This is a genomic window from Sphingomonas sp. R1 (genome assembly GCF_025960285.1).
In the GTDB taxonomy this organism is placed as follows: Bacteria; Pseudomonadota; Alphaproteobacteria; order Sphingomonadales; family Sphingomonadaceae; genus Sphingomonas.
Genome location: NZ_CP110111.1, coordinates 2992265 through 3017469, shown reverse-complemented (window position 1 = coordinate 3017469; position 25205 = coordinate 2992265). Strand labels below are relative to the sequence as shown.

Here is a 25205-nt window from a genome sequence, read left to right as displayed (position 1 = left end):
CGCAAATGACGGCAAGAAACAGGCCTTGGGGCATGCGCGCCCGCCCACCATCGAGAGGAACGCCGGCGGGAGCTTCAGCCCTGCCCGTCCACCGGCGTTTTGTACCCGATAGGGTCGTCCGCGAACCGGAACGGCCGCAGCGGCTGCCCGAGGGTGCGGACCAGCGCCTCCTCTATCCGCCGCCGGCTTTCCGCCGCGATCGCCTTTCGACCGGGAAAGTCGCGCGGATCGAACGGCTCGAGGAAGTGGACACGCAGCCGGAAACGCTGCTTGCGGGCCAGCACGCGCTTGGCGTTGTTCAGTCCCCGCTCCTGCCCAATCCAGCCGATGTCCTCGCCGGCCGAGCCATAGTCCAGCACCACCGGCTGCACCATCACGCCGGGCGGCGGCGGCTCCAGCACCCGCAGCATCGGCGTCTTGAACGGCAGCAACGACTTGCCGTCGGTGGTCGTGCCCTCCGGGAACACCGTCACGGCCCAGGTCTCCGCCAGCGCATCGCGCAGCTGGTTGATCTGCTCAGCGACGCCCATGCGATTCTCGCGCTTCACGTACACGGTGCGATTGAGCCCCGCGAGCCAGCCGACCAGCGGCGAGGCACCGATTTCCGCCTTCGCGACGAACGCCGTACCGCTCGCTCCCCCCAGCGCGAGAATGTCGATCCAGCTGACATGATTGGAAACGTAGAACACGTCCCGCTTCAGCGGCGTGCCGACGCATCGCACCTTGGCGCCTGCGATGCGCGCCGCGCTCGCCAGGAACAAACGCGGCCAGGGCGACGGGAGCCGGACCAGGCGGAACAGATAGTGGAGCGGCACATGCACCGCGAGCGCCAGCGCCAGACGCGCCACCCGGAACCAGACGCGCAGGGTTTCGCCCGCAGTCAGCTGCGACGGCAGCCCCTGGGTCGCTTCCTCGCGGCGGCGCCGGGCGCGCTCAGTTCTTGCGGTCGAGCGCAACCCCGTAGAGTTCCATGCGGTGGTCGACCAGGCGGAAGCCCAGCCGTTCGGCGATCTGCTTCTGCAGCAGCTCCAGCTCAGGGTCGACGAACTCGATCACCTTGCCGCTCTCCACGTCGATCAGGTGATCGTGATGCGCCTCGGGCGCCGGTTCGTAGCGGGCGCGCCCGTCGCCGAAATCGTGGCGATCCAGGATGCCGGCCTCCTCGAACAGGCGAACGGTGCGGTACACGGTGGCGATCGAGATACCGGGATCGATCGCGGCGGCGCGCTCATAGACCTTTTCCACATCGGGATGATCGTCCGCATCGGACAATACGCGCGCGATCACCTTGCGCTGTTCGGTGATGCGCAGCCCCTTTTCGTGACAGAGCGCTTCGAGATCGATCTTGCGAGCCATGACACCGCTGTAGCGCCATCCGCGCCCGCCGAAAAGGGCAAGCCTCCGGATCGTCCGAAAGGAAAACGCCGGCCGCGGACGGGGTCCGGGCCGGCGTTTCTATTGCTGTCCTGGGGTGGACGGATCAGCGGGTCTTGCGACGCTTGGTGCCCAGGCCGATCTTCTTCGCCAGGCTGCGGCGCTGCTCGGCATAGTTCGGGGCGACCATCGGATAGTCGGCCGGCAGGTTCCACTTGGCGCGATACTGTTCCGGCGTCATCTGATAGTGCGTCATCAGGTGGCGCTTCAGCATCTTCAGCTTCTTACCGTCTTCGAGGCAGACGATATAGTCCGGCTTCACCGAAGCGCGCACCGAAACGGCCGGCTCCTGCTTCACTTCCGGCTCGGGCTGGACGGTGCCGAGGCCGCTCAGCGCGCCGTGCACGTTCGCGATCAGCTGCGGAAGGTCCGACACGGCGACGCTGTTGTTGCTGACATGCGCTGCAACAATATCGGCGGTCAGCGCGATGAGGGTTTCCTGAATTTCAGACGAAGCTTCCATGATGTTCCTTTCGACCCATTTACGGCGACTATTGTTTGCTGTCGCCTGCGATGCTCTATCGTTCGAAGCACAACGATTGGCAAGAGATCGCGTCGCAAGTCGAGTAAAATTTATCGCAGTGGCCGTGCCAAAGTGAGAGCATTGAACGTCTGGCCATTAGTACCGCGATAATAGCCGCGACGTTCGCCGACCTTCTTGAACCCCTCGCGCTGGTAGAGTCGCACCGCGCCATTGCCTTCGCGAACCTCGAGATGCAGCGTCGCCGCGCGGCGATTGCGCGACTCTGCCGCCACCGCGCGCAGCAATGCGCCACCGACACCCCGTCCGCGCGCGGCAGGACTGGTCGCCAGCAGCAGCAATTCAGCCTCGTCCAGCATGGCGCGCGCCATCGCGAACCCGCAATCCTGCCCGTCGATGCTGGCAATCAGCAGCCACACGCCCGAAAGCGCCATCATTCCCATGCATTGCGGCTGGGTCCACGCCTCGCCAAAGGCAGGGTCGAACGCCGCCTGCATGATGCGGCAGACGGACGGCAAATCGTGCACCCCGCCCTCGCGCAACTCGATCGGCCGGGGTGCAGCAGCGCTCATGCCAGGCCGCGCTCCGCCAAGGTCTTGGCATCCGGGCCGCGGCCATAAAGCGGGCGCGGCGGCAGCGTGGTAAAGTCGGCTGGCAGAAGCACCGCATCGGCGGCGCGGGGCAGCGCCTCGCGCAGATCGAGCCCTTCGGCAAGCGGCGCCAGACGCCGCACGCCACTGCCGATCGCGACCCGGCCGTCGAGCACGGCAAGCGCCGCATCGGGGGGCAGCGAGACGAGCGGTGCGGTTTCGATCAAGGGAGCCGAAAAGTGCTGGACGAACACTTCTCCATGCCCGCCTTCGAGCACGACGGAAACACGATCCAGATCCGGATCGGAGGCGAAACCGGCAGCGGCGATCAGCGCGAGCGAGGAATAGCCGCGCACCGGCACGCCCCAGCCGATCGCCAAGCCGCGCGCGGCAGCGAGCCCGACGCGAACCCCGGTGAAACTGCCGGGGCCGACATCAACGAGGATCGCATCCGCCCGCCCGCCGCCGGGTAGCTCGCCGATCATCGGAACCAGTCGCTCGGCGTGCCCCCGCCCCACCAGTTCATGGGTCTGGGCCAGCACTTGGGCGCCGTGCAGCAACGCCACCGAACAGGCGGCGGTGGCGGTTTCGATCACAAGAAGTCGCGGGGCGTCAGCCATCGCCCCGCGCTACCCAAAGAACCGGGGGCAGGTCAAATCACCGTGTTGAACTGATCGAAGGCCGGGCGCGGCGACCGCGCGAAGATCGTCGTGGGATCGCCGACGCCGAGCGTCGAGATGAAGTTCGACTTCACGTTCGGCTGGTCGCCGAAAAAGGCCTCGTCGACCTTGGCATTGTCGAAGCCCGACATCGGACCGGTATCAAAGCCCAGCGCGCGCGCGGCGATGATGAAATAGGCGCCCTGCAGCGAGGAATTGCGGAATGCCTGTTCGCGGCGACCTTCCTCGGTGGGGAACCAGTTCCTGGCTTCCGGCGCGTGCGGGAACAGCTCGGGCAGATGCTCGTGGAAGTTGATGTCGTAGCCGATGATCACGCTCGCCGGCGCCTTGCGGATCTTCTCGGCATTGCTGCCGCTGGACAGGCTGGCGAGCTTGTCCTTGCCCTCCTGGCTCAGTACCCAGACGAACCGCGCCGACTGCTGGTTGACCGAGGTTGGCCCCATCTTGAGCAGATCGTAGATTGCCGCGATGTCCGCCGGGGTGACGGGCTGGTCGGTGTAGCCGTTGTAAGTCCGCGCGGTGCGGAAGATCGTGTCGAGGGCGACGTCGTTCAGCGGCTGGCCCATGGGCTCCGGTCCTTCTCGTGCTGGAAATGAAAAAGCCGCGCGCGTTCAGATCGCGCGCACCTCGGTGACTTCGGGGACATAATATTTGAGCAACTGCTCGATGCCGCCCTTCAGCGTCGCCGTGGACGAGGGGCAGCCCGAACAGGCGCCCTGCATCTGGAGATAGACCTTGCCCTCGTTGAACCCGCGATAGACGATGTCGCCGCCGTCGTTCGCCACGGCCGGGCGAATGCGCGTGTCGATCAGCTCGCGGATCTGCGCGATGATATCGGCATCCTCGGGATTGTCGCCGAAGTCGGCACTTTCCGGCGGGACGCTGAAGCCCGCGGCCGAACCTGCCATGAACAGCGGCATGTTCGCCGAGAAATGATCGAGCAGGATCCCGAGCACGTCAGGCTTGAGCACCGACCATTCGACGCCGGGTGCCACGGTGACCGAGATGAAGTCGCGGCCATAGAACACGCCGGTCACGTCGCCGAGCGCGAACAGCGCAGTGGCGAGCGGCGACGCCTCCGCGTCCTCCGGGCTGGCGAAATCGCGGGTACCCGCCTCCATCACCACCCTGCCGGGCAGGAACTTGAGCGTGGCGGGGTTGGGCGTGGCTTCGGTCTCGATCAGCATGGCGCTCACATGGGCGTGTCCTTGCGCGGGATCAAGCAGGTGCTGGGGAAACGCTGCGTTGCCGGGGGCGTTCTCAAGCCCCTCCCCCTTCCCCCACACATCGTGTAGGCCCGCCGGCGATGTTTCGTCGTCCGATGCTCGCCTCGCTCCTTCTCGGCCTCGTCTCCGCCACCGGGTTCGCGCCGCTCGAATGGTGGCCGCTCGCCCTGGTCTGCTTCGCCGGTCTGCTCGCGCTCGTCCATGCCGCGCCGACACTGCCGCGCGCGCTGCTCCGCGGCTGGCTATTCGGGCTCGGCCACTTCACCGTGGGGGACAATTGGATTCAGCACGCCTTCGACTATCAGGACAAGATGCCGCCGGCGCTCGGCTACCTCGCGGTGGTGCTGCTGTCGCTCTACCTCGCCGTCTATCCGGCGCTGGCGATGGGGGCGGCGTGGGCGTTTGCGCACAAGGTAAAGGCGAAGTCCGGCTGGAACGAGGCCGATCTCGGCTATGTCTTTGCCGCCAGCGCCGCCTGGATCGTGACGGAATGGCTGCGCGGCTGGGTGTTCACCGGCTATCCGTGGAACCCGCTCGCCGTGCTGTGGGTGCCGGTGCCCGGCGTCCGCACCCTCGCGACGCTGCTCGGCACCTACGCGCTCTCCGGCGTCACGATCGCGATCGCCGGCGCACTGTATCTGGCCGCCAAGCGGCAGTACCGGCCGCTACTGGTAACGGCGATCGCGCTGCTCGCACTCAACCTCGGCTGGTCGGATCGCTGCGATCATATCCGCTGCGTCAGCACCGCGAGCGGCACCGAGGTGGTGATCGTCCAGCCGAACATCGGCCAGGATGCGGTGCGCCGCCCTGATTACGCCGAGTTCCTGCTCAACCGCATGCTCGCGCTGAGCGGCAAGCCCGGCGCGCTTCCGCGCCTCGTCGTCTGGCCCGAGGGCATGGTCGATTACTTCGTCGAGGATGGCTATCCGGCGCCATGGTACCGGCAGGACCCGCGCCTGGTCCGCGCGCGGATCGCGGCGGTGCTCGGGCCGTGGGACCGCGCTCTGATCGGTGGCAACGCGCTCGCATTCGGCCGGGACGACCGATTGCAGGGCGCCGGCAACTCGGTGTTCGCGCTCGACCCGGACGGCATGCTGGCCGGACGCTACGACAAGGCGCATCTCGTGCCGTACGGCGAATATCTGCCGATGCGTCCGCTGCTTGCGCCGCTGGGGCTGGCGCGGCTGGTGATGGGCGATGTCGACTATCTCTCGGGCCCCGGCCCGCGCGCGATCGCGCTGCCGGGCTTCGGCAGTGCGGGGATCCAGATCTGCTACGAGATCATCTTTTCCGGCCAGGTGGTCGACCGCGCCCATCGCCCGGACTTTCTGTTCAATCCGTCCAACGATGCGTGGTTCGGTCGCTGGGGCCCGCCGCAGCACCTTGCCCAAGCCCGGCTCCGCGCGATCGAGGAAGGCCTGCCGATCCTGCGTTCCACCCCCACCGGCATCTCGGCGCTGATCGACGGCCACGGCCGCCTGCTTGCGACAGTGCCCGCGGGCCAGGCCGGCGCGATCCGCCTGCCCCTGCCCCGACCGCTGGCACCCACGCTGTTCTCGAAACTCGGCAACTGGATGGTGCTGCTGTTCGCCGCGCTTACGGGCTTGTTCGCGATTGCCAATCGGCGGTGGGCTCGCTAGGGATCACATATAAGGAAAGCTTTATATGGGCATGGCAACGGCCCGGCGATCCTTCCCAACCTGAGGAATTTACATGCGTTCCAACTATCTCTTCACGTCCGAGTCCGTGTCCGAAGGCCATCCGGACAAGGTCGCCGACCAGATTTCCGACTCGATCGTCGACCTGTTCCTGTCGAAGGATCCCGAAGCCCGCATCGCCTGCGAGACGCTGACCACCACCCAGCTCGTGGTGCTTGCCGGCGAAATCCGCTGCAAGGGCGTCTACGAGAATGGCGAATGGGCACCCGGCGCCCAGGAAGAGATCGAGAAGACCGTCCGCGAGACGGTGAAGCGCATCGGCTATGAGCAGTCGGGCTTCCACTGGCAGACCTTCCGCTTCGAGAACAACCTGCACGGCCAGTCGGCGCACATCGCCCAGGGCGTGGACGCGAGCGGCAACAAGGACGAAGGCGCCGGCGACCAGGGCATCATGTTCGGCTTCGCCTGCGACGAGACCCCGGACCTGATGCCGGCGACGCTCGACTACAGCCACAAGATCCTCGAGCGCATGGCCGCCGACCGCCACTCGGGCGCGGCGCCGTTCCTCGAGCCGGACGCCAAGAGCCAGGTGACCCTGCGCTTCGACAACGGCAAGCCGGTCGCCGCGACCGCCATCGTCGTCTCGACCCAGCACGCGCCGGGTTACGACCAGGGCGAGAAGGAAGCCGAGCTCCACGCCTATGTGAAGAAGGTCGTTGCCGACCTGCTGCCGGCCGAGCTGCTCTCGGACGCCACCGAGTATCACATCAACCCGACCGGCTCGTTCGAGATCGGCGGCCCGGACGGTGACGCGGGCCTGACCGGCCGCAAGATCATCGTCGACACCTATGGCGGCGCCAGCCCGCACGGCGGCGGCGCGTTCAGCGGCAAGGACCCGACCAAGGTCGACCGTTCGGCGGCGTACATCACCCGCTATCTCGCCAAGAACATCGTCGCGGCCGGCCTCGCCCGTCGCTGCACGATCCAGCTCGCCTACGCCATCGGCGTGTCCAAGCCGCTGTCGCTCTATGTCGACACCCACGGCACCGGCACCGTCGGCGACGACAAGATCGAGCAGGCGATCCAGGGCATCGAGAAGCTGGGCGGCCTCACCCCGCGCGGCATCCGCACCCATCTGGGCCTCAACAAGCCGATCTATCAGCCGACCGCAGCCTATGGCCACTTCGGCCGCAAGCCCGAGGGCGATTTCTTCCCCTGGGAGCGCACCGACCTGGTCGAGGACCTGAAGGCAGCGCTCGCAGCCTGATCGGTCGTTCTGATCCGAAGATGAAAAGGCCCCGTCGGCACCTGCCGCGCGGGGCTTTTTCGTGCTCGCGCCACCCGCTCGTTTCGCCGACGACCTATAAGACGAGTCGGGCCCGCCATGGTTAATGCGGGCAGTTGAGGAGTAACGGATGGTTCTCGAACAGGAGGACTGGCAGCCCGCGTCGAAATCTGGGCTGCACCTTGCATTCCGGCCGATCCACGATGTCGTCGGCGGCCGCGTCTTCGCCTATGAAGCATTGCTGCGCGGGCCCGACGGCGAAGAGGGCGACGAGATCGTTGCCCAGCTGCCGCCGGAACAGCACGCCGAACTCGACCGGCGCATCGCCGCTGCCGCCGTCTACCGCGCGATGGATGCGGGCCTCGGCTCGACGCCGGCACGCCTGCTGATTCCGATCTATTCGCCTGCCGCGGCGTCCGCCCAGGCATCGCTTGCCGCCGCGAACGAAGCGGGGCGCCGCACCGGTCTGGTGCCCGAGCGCCTGATCTTCGGCATTCACGGCTTCGCCGACCTGCACGGCCAGCATCTCGCCGATCTGGTGGAGGGCCATCGCCGCGCGGGCAGCACCACCGCCTTTATCGGCCTCGGGCACGATCCGGTCGGCTACACGCCGTGCGTGCGCTATCGCCCGCCAATGGTTCGGCTCGACCCGGATCTGGTGAACGGCATCGAGTCGAGCTGGTCGCGCCGCCTGATGCTGGAGGAACTGGTACCGCGGCTGCGCGACCTCGGAATTCGCGTGATCGCGGACGGCGTGGAGCGCGAAACGGTGCTGCAGCGGCTGCGCAGCCTGGGCATTTTCCACGTGCAGGGCCAGCTGGTTGCACCGCCCATGCCCGGTGTCCTGCCGCCCACCCGCATCGTGCGCCCCGCGGCCGCGGCCTGACCCCATCGGGGCTTGCCCCGGCGGGAGCGTCAATGCTCGGGTAAGGTTTCTCGCCTAGCGTTCGGGCAGGGGGATGCAGCTTGGAGATGCCCCGTGCTCGACCAAATCGTCCCCGTTCCCCGCCAGGAACCCATACCCCGGGACTGGTTCGCGATGGCGTTCCAACCGGTCGTCAACACCACCACCCTCATCGTTACCGCCTATGAAGCGACGTTCCGCGGGCCTGACGGCGAGAGCCCGGCAGCGCTGGTCGAAACGCTGCCGGAGGACAAGCGCGCTACCTTCGACCTGCGCTGCCGGGTCGCCGCGATCGAGCAGGCGATGGCGCTGGGCATTACCGAGCGCCACACCCGGCTCGCCGTCAAGGTGATGCCGCGCTACATCACCGATCCCGAGGCGGATGCCGATCGGATGCTGCGGATTGTCCGCCGCCTCAACTTTCCCGCCCGTGAACTCGTCTTCGAATTCAGCGACCGCGATCATCTCGAAAGCGATCAGATGCTCGGCCTGATGAAGGCCTATCGCAAGCTGGGCTTCCTGATCGCGTTCGACGATTTCGGCGCCGGCGACATGGGACTGGATCTCGTTTCCGCCTTCACCCCGGACACGCTGAAGCTGGCGCCCGAGCTGGTGCACAGCCTGTGCAGCAGCTGGGCCAAGCGAATCGTCGTTGAGCGGGTGGTGGAGATCGCGAAGAAAGGGCGCATCCGGCTGATCGCGGAAGGGGTCTCCACGCGCGCCGAGCATGACCGGTTGCGGTCCCTGGACGTGACGCTGATGCAGGGCGATCTGATCGCGCTGCCTCAGGTCGGCGCGCTACCCGCGCCGGCGCTCCGCCTCACCGCCGCTGCCTGACCTGCGAATCGCTCCGAATCGGGGGAGTCGCGAAGACAAGCTTCGTAGAATCCCGATCGGGGCGAATCCGCTGCGGCGACGCACGGAATGGGCCGGCGCGACGGCTTTGGTTACCCAATCTTCAGGTTCGGAAGAATCGGGTAAGGGAGCACGGATCATGGCCAACACGATGAATCTTCGCATCGATCTGCAGCCGCTGACGGCGCAGGGCAACGCGGAACCGTTCGCCTGGCACGCCGCCATTCACGCCCCTGCGCAGGCCTTCCACGTCGTAAACGCCATCCTGCCGCGCGCAGTTCGCACCGAACTGGAGGCACTGCGCCTTGAACATGCCTTCGCCGCCGCCGCCGAAGCCGGGCTGGCCGAGGATGGCACGCTGCTGATCGTGCCCGTGCAGATCCACGCCGGCGCGCCCGATCGCCTGCTGACCCATCTGTTTCGCGCCGCGCTCCGCCACCGTTTCCCGCTCGATCGCGTCGTCGTCGAAGTCAGCGCGGACGAGTCGACGGACCGGGATGCCGCCGCGGCAATGATCGCCGCCTGCACCGATCGCGGCATGATGATCGCTTTGGGAGATTTTGCCGCCGGTCCGCTTGCGCTGGGGCTGCTCGCCCACTGCTCACCGCGCCTGATCCGCCTGGCACCGGCGCTCGCCCATCGCCTGAACACCGCGCCTGCCCGCGCCCGCCTGGTCGAAGGCGTGCTGCGCCTCGCCCGCGGTCTGGGCGTCGCCGTGATCGCACCGGCTCCCACCGAAGAAGCCGAACGGCAGGCCGCTTTTGCCGCTGGCATCCGCCATTTTGAAGGCGAGCTTCGCCGCCAGCCGCGCGTCCGCCGCTACACCCGCCCGGTGCGTCGCTGGGGTGCACCGGTCGGGCCGACCCGCCTCGCCGCCTGATCTCGCCGGGAGAATTTGCCAGCACGCGGCCGCCCGACTATGCGCTGCGCCCCATGGCTGATCCCACCACCATCCGTCGTCTCTACGGCCGCCGCCAGGGCCACAAGCTCCGCCAGGGCCAGTCCGCGCTCGTCGAGGAGCTGCTGCCGCAGGTAAGCGTGCCCGAGGCCGGCCCGCTCGACGCACAGACCCTGTTCGGCGACGATCGCCCGCTCGAAGTCGAGATCGGCTTTGGCGGCGGCGAGCATCTTGCCGGCCAGGCCGCGATGCGCCCCGACCACGGTTTTATCGGCTGCGAGCCGTTCCTCAACGGCGTGGTCGGTGCGCTCAACCATATCCGCGACGGCGAACTCGCCAATGTCCGCCTGCACATGGGCGACGCGCTGGAGGTGATCGAGCGGCTGCCGGATGCAAGCCTCAGCCGCGCCTATCTGCTCCACCCCGATCCCTGGCCCAAGGCGCGCCACGCCAAGCGGCGCATGGTCAACCATGGCCCGCTCGATCTGATCGCCGCCAAGCTCAAGCCCGGCAGCGAGTTCCGCCTCGGCACCGACGATCCCACCTATTGCCGCTGGGCGATGATGGTGATGGGCCAGCGCAAGGATTTCGTCTGGCAGGCACAAACCGCGCAGGACTTCCTCACCCGTCCCGCCGACTGGCCGGAGACGCGCTACGAGCGCAAGGCGCGCCGCCAGGGGCACGAGGTGTGGTATTTCCGCTATGTCCGCGTCTGAGGCCGGGCACCGCATCGAGCAGGTCGAGACGGTCTATCAGGGCTGGGGGCGGATGCTGCTGGCGACGCTGCGCACGCCGGACGGCAGCCGCATCACCCGCCAGATCGAGGATCATGGCGACGCCGTTGCGGTGCTGCCCTATGATGCCGAGCGCGGCACGATCCTGCTGGTACGCCAGTCGCGCCCGCCGCTGATCCTGCGGGGCGAGGCGGCGCCGCTGTACGAGGTGCTCGCCGGCCGCATCGATCCGGGCGAGGAGGCCGAGGCAACGGCGCGGCGCGAGGCGGTCGAGGAATGCGGGCTGACGCTGGGCGCGATTGATCTCGTCGGCCACTTCTTCGCGATGCCGGCCGTATCCACCGAGCGGCTGAGCCTGTATCTTGCGCCCTATCGCCTCGGCGATCGCACGAGCGCGGGCGGCGGGTTGGCGCACGATCATGAGGATATCGAGGTCGTGGAGATGCGCCTCGACGATTTCTGCGCGATGGGCATGGCGGCGTTGGCCGACATGAAGACCGCGATCCTGGTGCTCGCCCTGCGTGAGCGCCTGGCCGCTCAGGCCTGGCCGCCTTCGGCCTGACCGCTGCGGCGCCAGCGCGTCCGCACCAGCCGCGCCGCCAGCGCATCTAGCCCGGGCCGTACGAGGATCCAGTCGCGCAGCGCCGGGCCCTGCACCGCCCCCATCGTCTGCTTGTAGCCGCTGTCGCCTGCACCCCAGTCGACGAGCCGCACGCCCCTCGCCCTTGCCCGGGCAAGGTTGCGATACTGGAGGAGCCGGCCGGGCGAGTGTTTCGCGAGCAGCGGGTCGTAGCTGTTGGCGATCGCGTAGCTGCGCGTGCCCGTCACCAGATCGAAGGAAAAGGCCATCGGCCGGCCATCGACGCGCAGCACCGCTGCGGAAAACATCGCCGCCAGCACCGGGTCGCACGCCGCTGCACGCCAGAACGCGCCGTGCCCGTCCTCCGTGAACTTGGCGTCGCGACCGTCGGTCCGGTGCGCGATCCAGCTGCGACGCTCGATGGCGGCGAGGTCGTCGAAGCACAGCGAATCCCAGCACCAGTCGATCGCGCCTTCCGACGCCAGCTGCTTCTCGAAATAGCGGTTCTTGCGCAGCGTCGAGCCGCGCGGCCAGTCGCCTTCCGCCGCCAGTGCCGCCATGGGGAGCAGGAAGCTGTGTGCGACATGGCGATCGAGCAAAGTCCAGCCCTGCGCCACCGCGGCTCCCATCAACCAGAGGAGCGCCGGATCGTCGGTCGCGATCGGTCCGATCCGCAGCGCGCGGACATGGCGCGCAAGGGCGGCGAGCAGCACCCCGGCGAGCGCGGCGGGGGCCCCTTCGGCCACCGGCAGGCTGCGGAACGGCCAGTAGCAGCCCGGTACTTCGGCAAGGCCGAGCCAGCGCGGGCCCCGCCAAACGAACGGCAGCGCGGCGGCGGCAACGCCCGCCTCTTCCACGATCAGCGTCTGCGCCGTGCCACCATAGGCGGCCAGCGCCGCCGCATACCAGCCGCGCCGCAGGAAGCGGTGGCGCTCCGGCGCGCGCTCGGCCACGACATCCAGCACGGCCGGCAGACCCGGCAGGCAGACCGCGCGCGCCATGCCCCCGTGCGTCCTGCCGCCGCGAGGACGGTCCGGCGACAAAGGGGCGGGCGGCGTCATGCGGACAGCCTTAGCCGAGCAGCCGTTACCATCCGGTGCAGCGTTTGCTTGCATGCGGCACCTGCCCGCCTCCATAACGCAGGGCATGGAAGGCCCTTATCTCTCCACCGTCTCGGAAACGATTCAGGCCGCAATCGCGCCGGTGTTCCTGCTCGCCGGGATCGGCGCCTTTCTCAATACGATGGTCGGGCGGCTCGCGCGCATCATCGATCGCGCCCGCGTTATCGAGGAGCTGCACCCGCGCTCGAGTGGTCCGGAGCATGACCGGCACGTCTGGGAGCTGCGGATCATCGATCGCCGTATCTCGGTGATCAACAACGCCATCTTCCTGTGTACCGCCAGCGCGCTCGCCATCTGCTTCGTCGTCGCGATCATGTTCGTGTCGCGGCTCGCCAATCTGCATGTCGGCATCTGGGTAGCGGTGGCCTTCATCATCTCGATGCTGCTGCTGATCGCCGGACTGCTCTATTTTCTGGTCGAGGTACGGATGTCGCTCCAGGCCATCCATGTCCGCCAGGAACTGCTCGAACTTGATTCCTAGCCCATTGCCCTGATGGGTTAGTCTGACTAACACCCCGCTTCCATTCCACGGTCGGGCAGGCAATGGCGGACGCACCTTTTATCGGCATCATCATGGGCAGCACCTCCGACTGGGAGACGATGCGCCACGCCGCCGACATCCTTCGGGAACTGGGCGTGCCGCACGAGACCAAGGTCGTCTCGGCGCATCGCACCCCGCAGCGGCTCTATGACTATGCCACCGGCGCGGCGGACCGCGGGCTCAAGGTGATCATCGCCGGCGCGGGCGGTGCGGCGCACCTCCCCGGCATGGCGGCGGCGATGACGCATTTGCCGGTGCTGGGCGTACCGGTCGAATCCAAGACGATGAAGGGGTTGGACAGCCTCTATTCGATCGTCCAGATGCCCGGCGGCATCCCCGTGGGCACACTGGCGATCGGTAAGGCGGGCGCCAAGAACGCCGCGCTGCTCGGCGCAGCGATCCTCGCCACTGCCGACGAAGCGCTCACCGAGCGGCTGATCGCCTGGCGCACCGCCCAGACCGAAAGCGTCGCGGAGGAACCGGCATGAGCGGCGTGCTGCCCCCCGGCTCGACCATCGGCATTCTTGGCGGCGGCCAGCTCGGCCGGATGATCGCGGTCGCGGCCGCCAATCTCGGCTATCGCACCCATGTCCTTGCCCCCGACGAGGAAAGCATCGCCGCGCAGACCGCCTCCAGCTTCACCCGCGCCGATTATCACAGCCATATCGTGCTCGACGAACTCGCGTCCCACGCCGACGTGATCACCTATGAGTTCGAGAATGTCGCGCTCGCCCCCGTCGCGCACCTCGCCAGCAAGGTGCCCGTCCGCCCCGGCGCCAAGAGCCTCGAGATCGCGCAGGACCGCGCCAACGAGAAGGCGTTCGTCGCCGATCTGGGCGGCCGCACCGCGCCCTGGGCGCTGGTCACCACCCGCGACGAGCTGCATGCCGCGATCGCCCGCATCGGCGCGCCGTCGATCCTGAAGACGCTCCGGCTTGGCTATGACGGCAAGGGCCAGGTGCGCCTGCACGATGCTTCCGAAGCCGAGGCTGCCTGGGCGGCGATCGGTGAGCGTCCGGCGATCCTCGAGGGCTTCGTCACCTTCAGCCACGAATTCTCGATCATCACGGTGCGCGGGCTCGACGGCACGCTGGCCAGCTATCCGCCGCCCTGGAACGAGCACAAGGACGGCATCCTCGCCCGCTCCACCCTACCCGCCCCGGCCGCAATCGCCCGCCACTGGACCGAGGCGGCGGCGCTCTCCGGCCGCGTCGCCGAGGCGCTCGGCCATATCGGCGTGCTGACCTGCGAGTTCTTCGCGACCGAAGACGGCCCGGTGTTCAACGAGATGGCACCGCGCGTCCACAATAGCGGCCACTGGACGATCGAGGGCGCCGAGACCTCGCAGTTCGAGAACCATGTCCGCGCGATCTGCGGCCTGCCGCTCGGCTCGACCGCGCTCACGGGCACGCATGTGGAAATGGAAAACCTGATCGGCGACGAAGCGGACCGCTGGCCCGAGCTGCTCGCCGAGCCGGGCACCCATCTCCACCTCTACGGCAAGGGCCAGGCCCGGCCGGGGCGCAAGATGGGGCATGTCACGCGGGTGAAGCGGGGCTAGCCCGCCGTCACCCGCGCGCGGGCGCTGCTCAATTGCCCTCGGAGTCGACGACGAACACCTCCGGCTTGCCCCGGGACAGCGGATCCCAGCCGGCCGAGAGCGCCGACCGGACGCAGCGCGTGATCGTCGCATCGTCCAGCTGGAGACGCCCGCGCGGCAGCCCCTTGAGCAGGCGCTTGGGCGCCGGGAACTCCAGCCACGCCTCGCGCTTGGCGTCGCGCTGGGCGACCGCGATGGTCATCCCCTTCCAGCCCTCGTCGTCCGACAGATGGGGCTCGCGCTGCAGACGCCAATCATAGGTCACGCCATCCAGATCGATGGCACCGCTGGTGCTAAGGGATTTCGACATGGCGGCACGCCTAGCATGCCGTCCGGGCGAAGGCACGAGGCGGACTGCGCGATCCCCCTCCCGCAAGATGACGGGCTGCTCAGGGCGTCTTCGGGCAGGGGCTGCGGCCGTCGAAGCTCTCGATATAGTCCGCCAGCGGCTCCAGCCCGGCCTTCGCTCGCAAGGCTGGCATGCCGGCCTCGTCCTCCAGCGGCTGCGGCACGCGCTTGCCGCCCTTGCACGTCATCTGCGTCGCATAGCGCTGCTTGCCGGCGATCTTCAGCATGACCCGGTCGTACAGATAGGCGTAGTTGCGCCGGTTCACCTCGCCCTTTTCGGCCAGCGGCGTCATGAGACGCAGCGCGCGATACTGAAAGGCGGGGTCGGCATCGGCATGCTGCACGAGCAGCCAGGCCATCATCGAGCCTGTAGTACCCGCGCTGGCAATCGTCGGCCAGCCGTTCTTCTTGACCTCGCCCTTCAGCCATTCGGTATTCGCATGGTCGCGTTGGCTTAGCGCGATGTCCAGATGGGCCTGCAGCACATACAAGGCGCCGTCCGAGAGATGTGGCGCATCGGCCATGTCACTCGAACCCCAATCCAGCGCGTTGCGCAGCATCTGCTCTCCGATCGTCCGTGCAACGATGCGCTCTCCCAGCGATGCTTCGACGCGCGGGCGCGAGGTTTCTTCCGCAAGACGCAGGGCAAGAAGAAAGCTGGCCGCCACCGGGTGGGCTTCTTCCAGATCATGCTGAAACGCGGGCCAGGTCACCGTTTCATGCCGCGCCGCACTTTGCGCCGTAGCGACGGCCTCGCACCGCAGGTCCCGCGGCGGCACCCCCGACAGATCCGCCTGCTGGACACCCATCGCCGCAAGCTCCTTGCGGGTGCTTGCCTTGCCTTCGTCGAAGCACGCCTTTACCCACGCATTGATATCCGCATAGGCCTTGACCTGTTCCGTGGTCGCGCCCGGGAAACGGCCGCGCATCCAGCCAAAATCGCCCGGATCGAAAGTCTCGCCATGAAAATAGGGCTTCAGTCCGGGCGGAGGATCCGTTGCTGCCGGCAGCAACAAGACCGCACCGCGCAGCATAAGCACCCGCCCGATCATTCCGCATTCCCCCGCCGACGCATGGTCGTTTGGCAGGCTTTAGTATCTGCGAGACTTCGGCGCACTGTAAAGCCACTTGCCGGGCACCATGGTATTTACTTTCAGCCCCAACTCTACCGCTTCCCCGGCTCCACCCGGTCTGCCAGCCGCGCCACCGCCGCCCGATGGATCCCCTGCGTCGTCGCCAGCACGCCGTACGCCTCGCCCGCCGGTGTGTTGAAGCCGAGCGGCTGGCCCAGCGCATCGGTCACCGCAGCCCCCGCCTCGCGGGCGAGCAGCACCGCGGCGGCGATGTCCCATTCATGCCCCCAGCGCAGCGTCGCGACGAGATCGGCCTCCCCCGCCGCGACCATCGCGATGCGCAGCGCGATCGAATTGGGCTTGGGGACCATCACCAGATCGCGATCGACCTTGGGGAGCTGGTCCGCCGGCACCCGCGCGCCAGGCAGGTCGGCACGGTCGGCAGCGCGCAACGCCACGCCGTTCCGCCACGCGCCCGCCCCGACCTCAGCCGTCCACACTTCGCCCCGCGCGGGCGCATCCAGCACGCCGATCACCGGCTGGCCGTTCTCCACCAGCGCGATCGAGACCGCCCAGCCGGGCCGCCCGCGAAGGTAATCGCGGGTTCCGTCGATCGGATCGACCACCCAGAGCCGGGAGAGCGAAAGCCGATCGGCATTGTCCACGGTCTCTTCCGAAAGCCAGCCGGCATCGGGCAGCAGCGCCCCCAGCCGCGCGCGGAGCAGCGCGTCCACCTCCAGGTCCACCGCGCACACCGGGTTGCCCGGCGCCTTTTCCCAGCGCGCGAAGTCGCTCTGCCAGCGCGCCATCGCATGGCGCCCCGCTTCGGCGGCGATGGCAGCGACGGCGGCGGCGAGTTCAGGCACCGGCGATGGTCATCCCGTCGATGCGCAGCGTCGGCGCGTTGATGCCATAGCGGAACTCGAGGTCGTTCGCGGGCGTGATCGCGCGGAACATCTCCTTGAGGTTGCTCGCGATCGTCACTTCGGAGACGGGAACGGTAAGTTCGCCCTTCTCGATCAGGAAGCCCGCCGCACCCCGGCTATAGTCGCCGGTGACGCCGTTGACGCCCTGGCCGATCAGCTCGAACACGTAGAGGCCATGGTCGATCTCGCCGATCATCGTCTCGACCGGCACATGGCCGGCTTCCATATACAGATTGCTGGGCGAGACGCCCGGTGCCCCGCCACCGCCGCGGGTGGCATGGCCGGTCGGCTCGAGGCCAAGCTGGCGGGCGGCGGCGCTTTCGAGCAGCCAGGTTTCCAGCAGCCCCTCGCGCACGATCTGCATGCGGCTGACCGGCAGCCCCTCGCCGTCGAAGGCGCGCGAGCGGATGCCGCGCGGGCGGTGCGGATCGTCCCAGATCGTCACGCCCGGCGCGAAGACGTGCGTTCCCAGCGCGTCGAGCAGGAAACTGGTCTTGCGGGTGATCGCTGCGCCCGAAATCGCGCCCATCAGATGGCCGAGCAGGCCCGAGGAGACGCGGCGATCGAACACCACCGGCATCGCGCCGCTCGCAATCTTGCGGGGATTGCGCCGCGCCACCGCGCGTTCGCCCGCGAGCCGGCCGATCGCCTCGGGCGAATCGAGCATCGCCGCATGGCGGGCGGAATGGTGCGCATGATCGCGCTCCATCGCGCCGTCGCCGCCGGCCAGCACGCTGGCCGAAATGCCGTGGCTCGATTGCGCATAGGCGCCGGCAAAGCCGTGGCTCGTCGCGAGCGCAAGCTGCACCCGGCTGGCGCCGGCGCCCGCACCTTCGCTGTTGGTGACGCCCGGCACGGCGCGCGCGGCCTCCTCAGCGGCGAGGGCGCGCGCTTTGAGTGCGGCAGGCTCCACCTCGGCGCCGTCGTCGAGATCCAGGTGCGGCGGGGTGCCGCGCATCAGCCGGTCCTCAGGCGCCAGGCCCGCCCAGGGATCCTCGGGCGCCTCGCGGGCCATCGCGATCGCCCGCTCGACCAACGTCGCGATCGCATCGCTGCTGAGGTCGCTGGTCGAGACGCTCGCCGACCGCTTGCCGACGAATACACGCAGGTCCAGCTCCTCCGCCTCGGAGCGCTCGACATCCTCCAGCGCCCCCATGCGCACCGATACGGAGAGCGAGCGGTCGGCGGAGAAGACGGCATCGGCGGCGTCGGCCCCGGCGCGGCGGGCACGCGCCACCGCATCGGCGGCGCGCTCCAGGGCCTGATCGTTGTTCAGCATCCCCGCGACTTAAGAGCGCGGGGGCACAAAATCAAAGTCCGGAAAGCCCCACGACCGCACAGGCCGCCAGCATCAGGAACCCCGCGTCGCGATTGGCGCGGAAGCGGCGCAGCGCGTTGGCACCGTCGGCGGGCTTGAGCGTGGCCAGCTGCCAGATGAGATGCACCGTCACCGGCAGCAGCGCGAGCAGCGCCAGCGGATCGGGACGCACCGTCCACAGCGCCGTGCCCCAGAGGACGAGCGCGAGGAGGTAGAGCAGCCCCACACCGCCGCGGACATGCGCGCCCATTCGCCGCGCCGAGGAGCGGACGCCGACGATCGCGTCGTCCTCCACGTCCTGCAGCGCGTAGATCGTATCGTAGCCGATCACCCATAAAATGGTGCCCGCATAGAGCCACCACTGTGCCCCGAACCGGCTCGCAAAGACGGCGTTCGGATCGCCCGCGACGAACCCCACCACCGCGCCGGAGCCGAAGACGATGCCGAGGAAGGCCTGCGGCCACCAGGTGATGCGCTTCATGAAAGGATAGGCGGCGACCACCGGCAGCGTCGCCAGCGACCAGAGCTTGGCGGGCAGCGGCATGGCGAGCCACACCGCGAGGCCGATCGCCAGCAGCACGCCGAGCCAGGTCCAGGCCGCGCGCACCGAGACCGCGCCGCTGGGCAGCGGCCGGCTGCGGGTGCGTTCGACCTGCGCGTCGAGGTCGCGATCGACGATGTCGTTATAGACGCAGCCTGCGCCGCGCATCGCGATCGCGCCGAGCAGCATCGCGGCGATCCGCCACCAGGCGCCCTCGGGCATGCCCGAGAGCAGCGCCCCCCAGGCGCAGGGAAGGAACAGCAGCCACCAGCCGATCGGCCGGTCGAACCGCGCGAGCAACGCATAGGGTCGCCAGCTGCGCGGCAGCAGCCCGAGCAGGCCGCGATGTTCGGTATCGGGTACGATGGGAGTGGCGCCGGTCATGCCCCGCCTGCTGCCACAAGCGCAGCCCTGCCCCCAAGCCGAAATTTTTCGGCATATTTCTGCGACAATCGCTAGCTAGCGCGACGAATCGGATTTCGGGTGGAGGGCAAGATTATGCGGATGCTGGGGATCGCCGGGCTATTGCTGGTGCTGGCAAGCGGTGCGCAGGCGCAGGACGGCCCGCCGCCGGGCGGCCCCGGCGGCCCGGGAGGGCCCGGCGGCCCGCGTCCGCGCGGCCTGTTCGTCAGCCCGATGGGCGAGCCGTTTCGCGGTACGCCGGATGGAAAGGCGCCCGCCGATGCCTGGTTCGACGGCGCCGATGCCAATCACGACGGTGCGCTGACGCTCGACGAGTTCCGCGACGATGCGATGCGCTGGTTCAAGATCCTCGATCGCAAGGGCGACGGTGAGATCGACCCCGCCGACATCGAATATTACGAGACCGTCCTGGCGCCCGAGGCGCGCGGCGGCGGCTTCGAGAGCGGCGGGCCGACGATGGGCGACGACGGCCAGGTGAAGGCCGCCGAGATCGGCTCGACCCGCGTGATGAGCGGCCTTGCCCGCTTCAACTATCTGGGCAGCCCCGAGCCGGTGACCGCGGCGGACTCCAGCCTCAATGGCGGCGTGACGCCGATCGAGTTCATGGGTGCCGCCAAGCGCCGCTTCGACCTGCTCGACACCAACCATGACGGCAAGATCACCAAGGCGGAGCTGCCCGAACTCCGTACCGGCCCGATGAAGCGGCGCGGCGGCCGCGGCGGCGGGCCGGCGGACGGCGGCGGTCGCCGCGGCGGGGGTGGTCCCCGCGGCGCCGGTGGCGGCATGGGCGGCCAGATGGGCGGCGGCTACGGGGGCTGACGCCCGCGGCGCTCATTCGCGCTCGGGCACCGGCACGTTGAAGCCGTTCAGCGTCACCGAGACCAGGCTGTACAGCCCGACCAGATAGATCAGCTCGTTCGCGCCGTGCTGGCCGAAGGTATCGACCGCGAGGGCATAGCACGGCTCGGGCAGCACGCCGCCCTTGACCAGCGCATAGGCGACGTCGAACGCGACGTTTTCCTGCGCGTTCAGATCGGCAGGCTTGAGCCCCGCGCAGATCGCGGAGATGCGCGCGGGCGACATCTTCTCCTGCTCGGCCACGGCGACATGCGCGTAGATTTCGTAGGCCGCATCGAAATGCGCGCCGGTGACGAGGATCGCGATCTGCCGCGCCGGATCGGGCAGCGTCGCTTCCATCGACATCGCCTTGGTCAGCTCCCAGATCGCACCGCCGATCCGCGGCTCGTGCAGCCAGGGGTTCCACGGGCCCATCAGGCTGCCATCCTCGCCCACCGCGACGAAGGCGTTGAAGTTGGACGAGATGCCGCGCTTCATGTCGTCATAGAGCGGCTTCTGGGCATCGCTGAGCTGATCGGGGTGCAGGAGCGGCAGGCGCATGGGATGCAATCCTCGGCTGGACGCGGCGGACGTGCCGCGCTGCACAAATGCTAGAGCCGGCGATAGGCTCCCCGCCATTGTACGCGAGGATGGGGGGATCACGCGGATGGACGAACCCGTCGCCGTACGGCTACAGCGTCGCCCATGCCCGCAACGCCCGCCTGGCCGCCGCAATCCGCCCCTCGCCTGTTCGTCGAAGGCCCGCTGGCCCCTGGCCTGCGCCGGATCGACGGACCCCAGGCACATTATCTCGGATCGGTGATGCGGCTGAAGCCGGGCGAGGCGGTGAAGCTGTTCGACGGCGTGCATGGCGAATGGCTCGGCATCGCCCGCGATGTCGGCAAGCGCGATCTGACGCTGGAGATTACCGAGCAGCTCCGCCCCCACGAAGCGGTCCCCGACCTGTGGCTGTGCGCCGCCCCGATCAAGAAGGGGCGGATCGACTGGGTCGCGGAAAAGGCGTGCGAGCTGGGCGTGGCGCGGCTGTTGCCCGTGCTCACCCGCCGCACGGTGATCGACCGGCTCAACCTGGATCGCCTGCGCGCCCATATGATCGAGGCGGCCGAGCAATGCGGCCGCACCGCGCTGCCCGAACTGACGGAGCCGGTGAAGCTCCCCGCCCTGCTCCGCGACTGGCCGGCGGACCGCACGCTGTTCTTCGCCGACGAAACCGGCGGCGTGCCCGCGCTGGAAGCAATGCGCGCCCATCCCGGCCCAGCCGCGATCCTGGTCGGCCCCGAGGGCGGATTCGACGCCGAGGAACGCGAATCGATCCGCGCCGTTCCGCAAGCCATCGGCATCGCGCTCGGCCCCCGCATCCTGCGGGCGGAGACCGCGGCGGCGGCGGCCGTGAGCCTGTGGATGGGGGCCGCTGGCGACTGGTAACCGAACGGTACAAAAATCCGCTGGCGTCGTTTCGCCGGCATCGCTAAGGGCGCGAAAATGAGCACCAAGACCGTTTCGACCAAGACCGCGGCGGTCATCGAGGATCGCGCCCAGCTGGTGGAATATTTCGCCAAGGGCGAAAAGCCGGCGGAGCGCTGGCGCATCGGCACCGAGCATGAGAAGTTCGTCTACTGGATGGACGGCAGCCACCGCGCGCCCAGTTATGAAGAGCGCGGCGGCATCCATGCGCTGCTGATCGGCCTCACCGAATTCGGCTGGAAGCCGGTCTACGAGGGCGAGACCATCATCGCGCTCTCCGGCCCCGATGGCGCGATCAGCCTGGAGCCCGCCGGCCAGTTCGAGCTCTCCGGCGCACCGCTCGAAAACCTGCACGACACCTGCGCCGAAACCGGCCGCCATTTGAAGCAGGTCAAGGCCGTGGGCGACCGGCTGGGCATCGGCTTCCTCGGCATGGGCATGTGGCCGGACAAGACCCGCGCCGAGCTGCCGATCATGCCCAAGGGCCGCTACGCAATCATGCTGCGCCACATGCCGCGCGTGGGCAGCATGGGCCTCGACATGATGCTGCGCACCTGCACCATCCAGGTGAACCTCGACTATGCCAGCGAAGCCGACATGGCGAAGAAGTTCCGCGTCGGCCTGGCGCTCCAGCCGCTGGCGACCGCCCTGTTCGCCAACTCGCCCTTCACCGAAGGCAAGCCCAACGGCTATCTCTCCTATCGCAGCCACATCTGGTCGGACACCGATCCGGCGCGCACCGGCATGCTGCCCTTCGTGTTCGAGGACGGCTTCGGATACGAGCGCTACGCCGACTATGCGCTCGATGTGCCGATGTACTTCGTCTACCGCGACGGCAAATATATCGACGCGGCAGGCCTCAGCTTCCGCGACTTCCTGAAGGGCAAGCTGTCGGTCCTGCCCGGCGAGCTGCCGACGATGGACGACTGGGCCGACCATCTCTCCACCGCCTTCCCCGAAGTGCGGATGAAGCAGTTCCTCGAGATGCGCGGCGCCGATGGCGGCCGCTGGGGCCGGATCTGCGCGCTGCCGGCGCTGTGGGTGGGCCTGCTCTACGATTCAGGCGCGCTCGATGCCGCGTGGGATCTGGTCAAGGGCTGGTCGATGGAGGGCCGCGAGGCGCTGCGCAGCGCGGTGCCGAAGCTTGCGCTCGACGCGCCGTTGCCCGGTGGGGGAAAGCTGGCGGACATTGCCGGCGAGGTGCTCGACATCGCCGGCGCGGGGCTCAAGGCGCGCGCCCGGCTGAACGGCTCGGGCGACAACGAGTCCGGCTTCCTCGACCCGCTGCGCGAGATCGTGCGCACCGGCAAGGTGCCGGCGCAGGTGCTGCTCGATCGCTATCATGGCGACTGGCAGGGCGATATCACGCGGGTCTATGGCGAGGCGAAGTTCTGAGGACAGCCCCGATGGCTATCGGACCTTCCTGACGCGGAAGGTCGAGCTGGCGCGCGAGTCCATTCGGCGTAGTGAGGGCGCGAGCAACGAGGCTGTGGAAGCCAAATTCGCTGCGCGCCCGGCGAAAGTGAATAGCGGCCAGATTTCTGATGCTGGTTAAGTATCAGCACCTCTCGCCTGCGCATGCTCTGCCCGTCCTACCGGCTGATCCGTTCCGAGCTGTACTGCTCGCGGACCGGGGGGTCGCTCCCGAATGGCGGAACAGCATCGCTACTTGGCTGGCAGCAAGCGGATGTCTGTACTTCATCGCGTGGGGAACGGATTGCGAGGCGTGGCACGATAGCGTCGACTGGGCCAACCTTGAGACGTTCGACTATGGCGAAATTCCCGACGAGCGCTTCATCATGACGACGTGGCACGACAAGGAGTCGCTATCGGAGGCGCTCTGGTTTGCTGGTCAGTCCGCCTCCCACCCGGATGTTTCTTTAAGCGAAACGGTGCTTCTTCACGTCGCGGACGAGCCGCGCGAGCGGCGAATCCTGCAAGCCTTCAAAAAGGCGCAGACCATAAGTTGAGCGATGCGCCTTCAGTGCCCGCGTCCCCCTCCCGCTTGCGGGAGGGGGATTTAGAGAAAAGCCCTCAAACCGTCGGCTTGCCGTCCACCCGCGCCGGCACGCCAGCACCGTCGCGCAGGTCCGCGGGAAGCAGCGCTTCCGGCAAGTCCTGGTACGATACCGGGCGCAGATAGCGGTCGATCGCCAGCGTGCCCACCGAGGTGCTGCGGCCGTCCGAGGTCGAGGGGAACGGGCCGCCATGAACCATCGCGTCGGTCACTTCCACGCCGGTCGGCCAGCCATTGGCGAGGATGCGGCCGGCCAGGCGCTCCAGCGACGGCAGCAGCTCCTGCGCGATGGCGACATCGGCGTCGTCCATGTGCAGCGTCGTGGTCAGCTGGCCTTCGATCAGCGACACCACCTGCTTCAGCTCCTCGACGCTGGCGCAGCGCACCAGCAGCGAGGTCGCGCCGAAGATCTCCTCGGCATGGCTGGGGTCGGCAACGAAGTCCGCACCCTGCATCGTGAACAGTGCGGCGCGACCGCAGGTCGGACCCTGCGCTTCGACGCCCTGCGCAAGCTGCTGCACGGTCGACACACCGGCGAGCTTGGCCACGCCGCTCTCATAGGCCTTGTGGATGTTCGGGGTGAGCATCACCTGCGCCGGCGCGCCGAGCATCGCTTCGCTCGCCGCCGCCAGGAAGCGCTCGAGCGCCGGGCCTTCCAGCGCGAGCACGAGACCCGGATTGGTGCAGAACTGGCCCGCGCCCATCGTCACCGAGGCGACATAGCCCTTGCCCAGCGCCTCGGCGCGGGCTTCCAGCGCCGCCGGCAGCAGGAAAACGGGGTTGATGCTGCTCATCTCGGCATAGACGGGGATCGGCACCGGGCGGCTCTGCGCGATGCGGACCAGCGCCAGGCCACCGCCGCGCGAGCCGGTGAAGCCCACCGCGGTGATGCGCGGATCGCGGACCAGCGCCTCGCCAAGCTCGTTGGCGGTACCGGCGACCATCGAGAACACGCCGGCGGGCATGCCGGTCTTTTCCACCGCGCGCGCGATTGCGGTTGCGACCAGCTCGGCCGTGCCCGGATGCGCCGGATGGCCCTTCACCACCACCGGGCAACCGGCGGCGAGCGCCGAGGCGGTGTCACCGCCCGCGGTCGAGAAGGCGAGCGGGAAGTTCGACGCGCCGAACACCGCGACGGGGCCGAGCGGCACCATGCGCAGGCGCAGGTCCGGCTTGGGCAGCGGCGCGCGATCGGGGATCGCATGGTCGATGCGGACGCGCAGATAGTCACCCAGGCGCAGTTCCTTGGCGAACAGCCGCAGCTGGCCGGCGGTGCGGCCGCGCTCGCCCTGCAGACGGGCCTGGGGCAAGCCGCTTTCCTGCATCGCGCGCTCGATCAGTTCGTCGCCCAGCGCCTCGATCTCCTCGGCGATCGCTTCGAGGAACTTGGCGCGCTCCTCGCGCGGCAGGCTGGAATAGGGCAGGAACGCGGCCTCGGCAGCGGCGCAGGCGGCATCGACGTCTTCCAGCGTCGCGGTGCTGAAGCTGGGCTCGATCTCGCTGCCGGTGGCGGCGGCAACGGCGCGGAAGCCGGCGTCGCGGGCAACGCGCTTCGATGCGATGAACAATTCTCCGGTCAGCGCCATGGCGAGATCTCTCCGATATCAGTCGTGAAGTTAGCGGTAACAGTCGTGGCGGGACGTAGGCGCT

General features: G+C 68.4%; 29 protein-coding genes. 14 read left to right on the top strand and 15 right to left on the bottom strand.

Annotated elements, in window-relative coordinates; genetic code table 11:
- Nucleotides 1-74: 74 nt before the first annotated feature.
- The 7 genes from OIM94_RS14465 to OIM94_RS14435 form a co-directional block, all read right to left on the bottom strand.
- Nucleotides 75-956, bottom strand: a complete 882-nt coding sequence (locus OIM94_RS14465; protein ID WP_413716359.1) for a lysophospholipid acyltransferase family protein — start codon at nt 954-956, stop codon at nt 75-77.
- Nucleotides 934-1356, bottom strand: a complete 423-nt coding sequence (locus OIM94_RS14460; RefSeq protein ID WP_010543711.1) for a Fur family transcriptional regulator — start codon at nt 1354-1356, stop codon at nt 934-936. Before OIM94_RS14460 ends, OIM94_RS14465 begins: the two co-directional genes overlap by 23 nt.
- 124 nt (nt 1357-1480) lie before the next feature.
- On the bottom strand, nt 1481-1897 hold the full coding sequence (locus tag OIM94_RS14455; protein ID WP_264607395.1) for a MucR family transcriptional regulator: 417 nt from the start codon (nt 1895-1897) through the stop codon (nt 1481-1483).
- 110 nt (nt 1898-2007) lie between these two features.
- Entirely contained in the window at nt 2008-2487 is a 480-nt protein-coding gene (locus OIM94_RS14450; protein WP_264607394.1) for a GNAT family N-acetyltransferase, read from the bottom strand.
- Nucleotides 2484-3125 (bottom strand): tRNA (adenosine(37)-N6)-threonylcarbamoyltransferase complex dimerization subunit type 1 TsaB, encoded by a 642-nt coding sequence (tsaB, locus tag OIM94_RS14445; protein ID WP_264607393.1) that lies wholly within the window; start codon nt 3123-3125, stop codon nt 2484-2486. The genes OIM94_RS14450 and tsaB overlap by 4 nt, the downstream gene beginning before the upstream one ends.
- A gap of 32 nt (nt 3126-3157) precedes the next feature.
- Entirely contained in the window at nt 3158-3751 is a 594-nt protein-coding gene (locus OIM94_RS14440; RefSeq protein WP_264607392.1) for a malonic semialdehyde reductase, read from the bottom strand.
- A 45-nt stretch (nt 3752-3796) separates the two neighbouring features.
- Nucleotides 3797-4372 (bottom strand): NifU family protein, encoded by a 576-nt coding sequence (locus tag OIM94_RS14435; protein WP_264609917.1) that lies wholly within the window; start codon nt 4370-4372, stop codon nt 3797-3799.
- Between the two features lie 119 nt (nt 4373-4491).
- Here OIM94_RS14435 and lnt point away from each other — a divergent pair, with 119 nt between their 5' ends.
- The 7 genes from lnt to OIM94_RS14400 all read left to right on the top strand — a co-directional run bounded on the left by lnt (nt 4492) and on the right by OIM94_RS14400 (nt 11307).
- Nucleotides 4492-6051, top strand: coding sequence for an apolipoprotein N-acyltransferase (gene lnt, locus OIM94_RS14430; protein WP_264607391.1), 1560 nt, complete (start codon nt 4492-4494; stop codon nt 6049-6051).
- A gap of 73 nt (nt 6052-6124) precedes the next feature.
- Nucleotides 6125-7336 (top strand): methionine adenosyltransferase, encoded by a 1212-nt coding sequence (metK, locus tag OIM94_RS14425; protein ID WP_264607390.1) that lies wholly within the window; start codon nt 6125-6127, stop codon nt 7334-7336.
- A gap of 148 nt (nt 7337-7484) precedes the next feature.
- A complete protein-coding gene (locus OIM94_RS14420; protein WP_264607389.1) occupies nt 7485-8240 on the top strand; it encodes an EAL domain-containing protein in 756 nt (251 codons plus the stop codon).
- 153 nt (nt 8241-8393) lie between these two features.
- Nucleotides 8394-9095, top strand: coding sequence for an EAL domain-containing protein (locus OIM94_RS14415; protein WP_264607388.1), 702 nt, complete (start codon nt 8394-8396; stop codon nt 9093-9095).
- 157 nt (nt 9096-9252) lie between these two features.
- Nucleotides 9253-9993 (top strand): EAL domain-containing protein, encoded by a 741-nt coding sequence (locus tag OIM94_RS14410; protein WP_264607387.1) that lies wholly within the window; start codon nt 9253-9255, stop codon nt 9991-9993.
- A gap of 53 nt (nt 9994-10046) precedes the next feature.
- On the top strand, nt 10047-10727 hold the full coding sequence (trmB, locus tag OIM94_RS14405) for a tRNA (guanine(46)-N(7))-methyltransferase TrmB (RefSeq protein ID WP_264607386.1): 681 nt from the start codon (nt 10047-10049) through the stop codon (nt 10725-10727).
- Complete coding sequence (locus tag OIM94_RS14400) at nt 10714-11307, top strand: NUDIX hydrolase (RefSeq protein WP_319801126.1); 594 nt, start codon at nt 10714-10716, stop codon at nt 11305-11307. The genes trmB and OIM94_RS14400 overlap by 14 nt, the downstream gene beginning before the upstream one ends.
- Here the strand turns inward: OIM94_RS14400 and OIM94_RS14395 are convergent.
- Nucleotides 11283-12326 carry a GNAT family N-acetyltransferase gene (locus tag OIM94_RS14395; RefSeq protein WP_264607385.1) on the bottom strand — a complete coding sequence of 348 codons (1044 nt, stop codon included), beginning with the start codon at nt 12324-12326 and terminating at the stop codon, nt 11283-11285. The two genes, OIM94_RS14400 and OIM94_RS14395, sit on opposite strands and share 25 nt — an antisense overlap.
- A 145-nt stretch (nt 12327-12471) precedes the next feature.
- Here OIM94_RS14395 and OIM94_RS14390 point away from each other — a divergent pair, with 145 nt between their 5' ends.
- The 3 genes from OIM94_RS14390 to OIM94_RS14380 all read left to right on the top strand — a co-directional run bounded on the left by OIM94_RS14390 (nt 12472) and on the right by OIM94_RS14380 (nt 14548).
- Nucleotides 12472-12927: a DUF2721 domain-containing protein gene (locus OIM94_RS14390; protein WP_264607384.1), complete on the top strand. Its 456-nt coding sequence runs from the start codon at nt 12472-12474 to the stop codon at nt 12925-12927.
- A gap of 62 nt (nt 12928-12989) precedes the next feature.
- A complete protein-coding gene (gene purE, locus OIM94_RS14385; RefSeq protein WP_264607383.1) occupies nt 12990-13475 on the top strand; it encodes a 5-(carboxyamino)imidazole ribonucleotide mutase in 486 nt (161 codons plus the stop codon).
- Nucleotides 13472-14548 carry a 5-(carboxyamino)imidazole ribonucleotide synthase gene (locus OIM94_RS14380; RefSeq protein ID WP_264607382.1) on the top strand — a complete coding sequence of 359 codons (1077 nt, stop codon included), beginning with the start codon at nt 13472-13474 and terminating at the stop codon, nt 14546-14548. Before purE ends, OIM94_RS14380 begins: the two co-directional genes overlap by 4 nt.
- A 28-nt stretch (nt 14549-14576) precedes the next feature.
- Here OIM94_RS14380 and OIM94_RS14375 read toward each other — a convergent pair whose 3' ends face one another.
- The 5 genes from OIM94_RS14375 to ubiA all read right to left on the bottom strand — a co-directional run bounded on the left by OIM94_RS14375 (nt 14577) and on the right by ubiA (nt 19177).
- Complete coding sequence (locus OIM94_RS14375; RefSeq protein WP_064310305.1) at nt 14577-14897, bottom strand: hypothetical protein; 321 nt, start codon at nt 14895-14897, stop codon at nt 14577-14579.
- 79 nt (nt 14898-14976) lie between these two features.
- On the bottom strand, nt 14977-15969 hold the full coding sequence (locus tag OIM94_RS14370; protein WP_264607381.1) for a DUF6624 domain-containing protein: 993 nt from the start codon (nt 15967-15969) through the stop codon (nt 14977-14979).
- Nucleotides 15970-16100: 131 nt separating this feature from the next.
- Nucleotides 16101-16874 (bottom strand): 3'(2'),5'-bisphosphate nucleotidase CysQ, encoded by a 774-nt coding sequence (locus OIM94_RS14365; protein ID WP_264607380.1) that lies wholly within the window; start codon nt 16872-16874, stop codon nt 16101-16103.
- The gene (locus tag OIM94_RS14360) at nt 16867-18213 is read right to left on the bottom strand and encodes a TldD/PmbA family protein (RefSeq protein WP_264607379.1); all 1347 of its coding nucleotides are present in this window, start codon (nt 18211-18213) and stop codon (nt 16867-16869) included. The genes OIM94_RS14365 and OIM94_RS14360 overlap by 8 nt, the downstream gene beginning before the upstream one ends.
- 31 nt (nt 18214-18244) lie before the next feature.
- Complete coding sequence (gene ubiA, locus OIM94_RS14355) at nt 18245-19177, bottom strand: 4-hydroxybenzoate octaprenyltransferase (protein ID WP_264607378.1); 933 nt, start codon at nt 19175-19177, stop codon at nt 18245-18247.
- 120 nt (nt 19178-19297) lie between these two features.
- Between ubiA and OIM94_RS14350 the strand changes: the two genes are divergently transcribed.
- The gene (locus tag OIM94_RS14350) at nt 19298-20035 is read left to right on the top strand and encodes an EF-hand domain-containing protein (RefSeq protein ID WP_264607377.1); all 738 of its coding nucleotides are present in this window, start codon (nt 19298-19300) and stop codon (nt 20033-20035) included.
- A 12-nt stretch (nt 20036-20047) separates the two neighbouring features.
- Here OIM94_RS14350 and OIM94_RS14345 read toward each other — a convergent pair whose 3' ends face one another.
- A complete protein-coding gene (locus OIM94_RS14345; protein WP_264607376.1) occupies nt 20048-20614 on the bottom strand; it encodes a carboxymuconolactone decarboxylase family protein in 567 nt (188 codons plus the stop codon).
- 144 nt (nt 20615-20758) lie between these two features.
- Here OIM94_RS14345 and OIM94_RS14340 point away from each other — a divergent pair, with 144 nt between their 5' ends.
- The 3 genes from OIM94_RS14340 to OIM94_RS14330 all read left to right on the top strand — a co-directional run bounded on the left by OIM94_RS14340 (nt 20759) and on the right by OIM94_RS14330 (nt 23508).
- Complete coding sequence (locus OIM94_RS14340) at nt 20759-21499, top strand: 16S rRNA (uracil(1498)-N(3))-methyltransferase (RefSeq protein WP_264607375.1); 741 nt, start codon at nt 20759-20761, stop codon at nt 21497-21499.
- A 57-nt stretch (nt 21500-21556) separates the two neighbouring features.
- A complete protein-coding gene (locus tag OIM94_RS14335) occupies nt 21557-22933 on the top strand; it encodes a glutamate--cysteine ligase (RefSeq protein WP_264607374.1) in 1377 nt (458 codons plus the stop codon).
- Nucleotides 22934-23082: 149 nt separating this feature from the next.
- Entirely contained in the window at nt 23083-23508 is a 426-nt protein-coding gene (locus tag OIM94_RS14330; RefSeq protein ID WP_264607373.1) for a hypothetical protein, read from the top strand.
- Nucleotides 23509-23572: 64 nt separating this feature from the next.
- On the opposite strand, the gene OIM94_RS14325 is transcribed toward OIM94_RS14330, so the two are convergent.
- Nucleotides 23573-25141 carry an aldehyde dehydrogenase (NADP(+)) gene (locus OIM94_RS14325; protein WP_264607372.1) on the bottom strand — a complete coding sequence of 523 codons (1569 nt, stop codon included), beginning with the start codon at nt 25139-25141 and terminating at the stop codon, nt 23573-23575.
- Between the last annotated feature and the right edge of the window lie 64 nt (nt 25142-25205).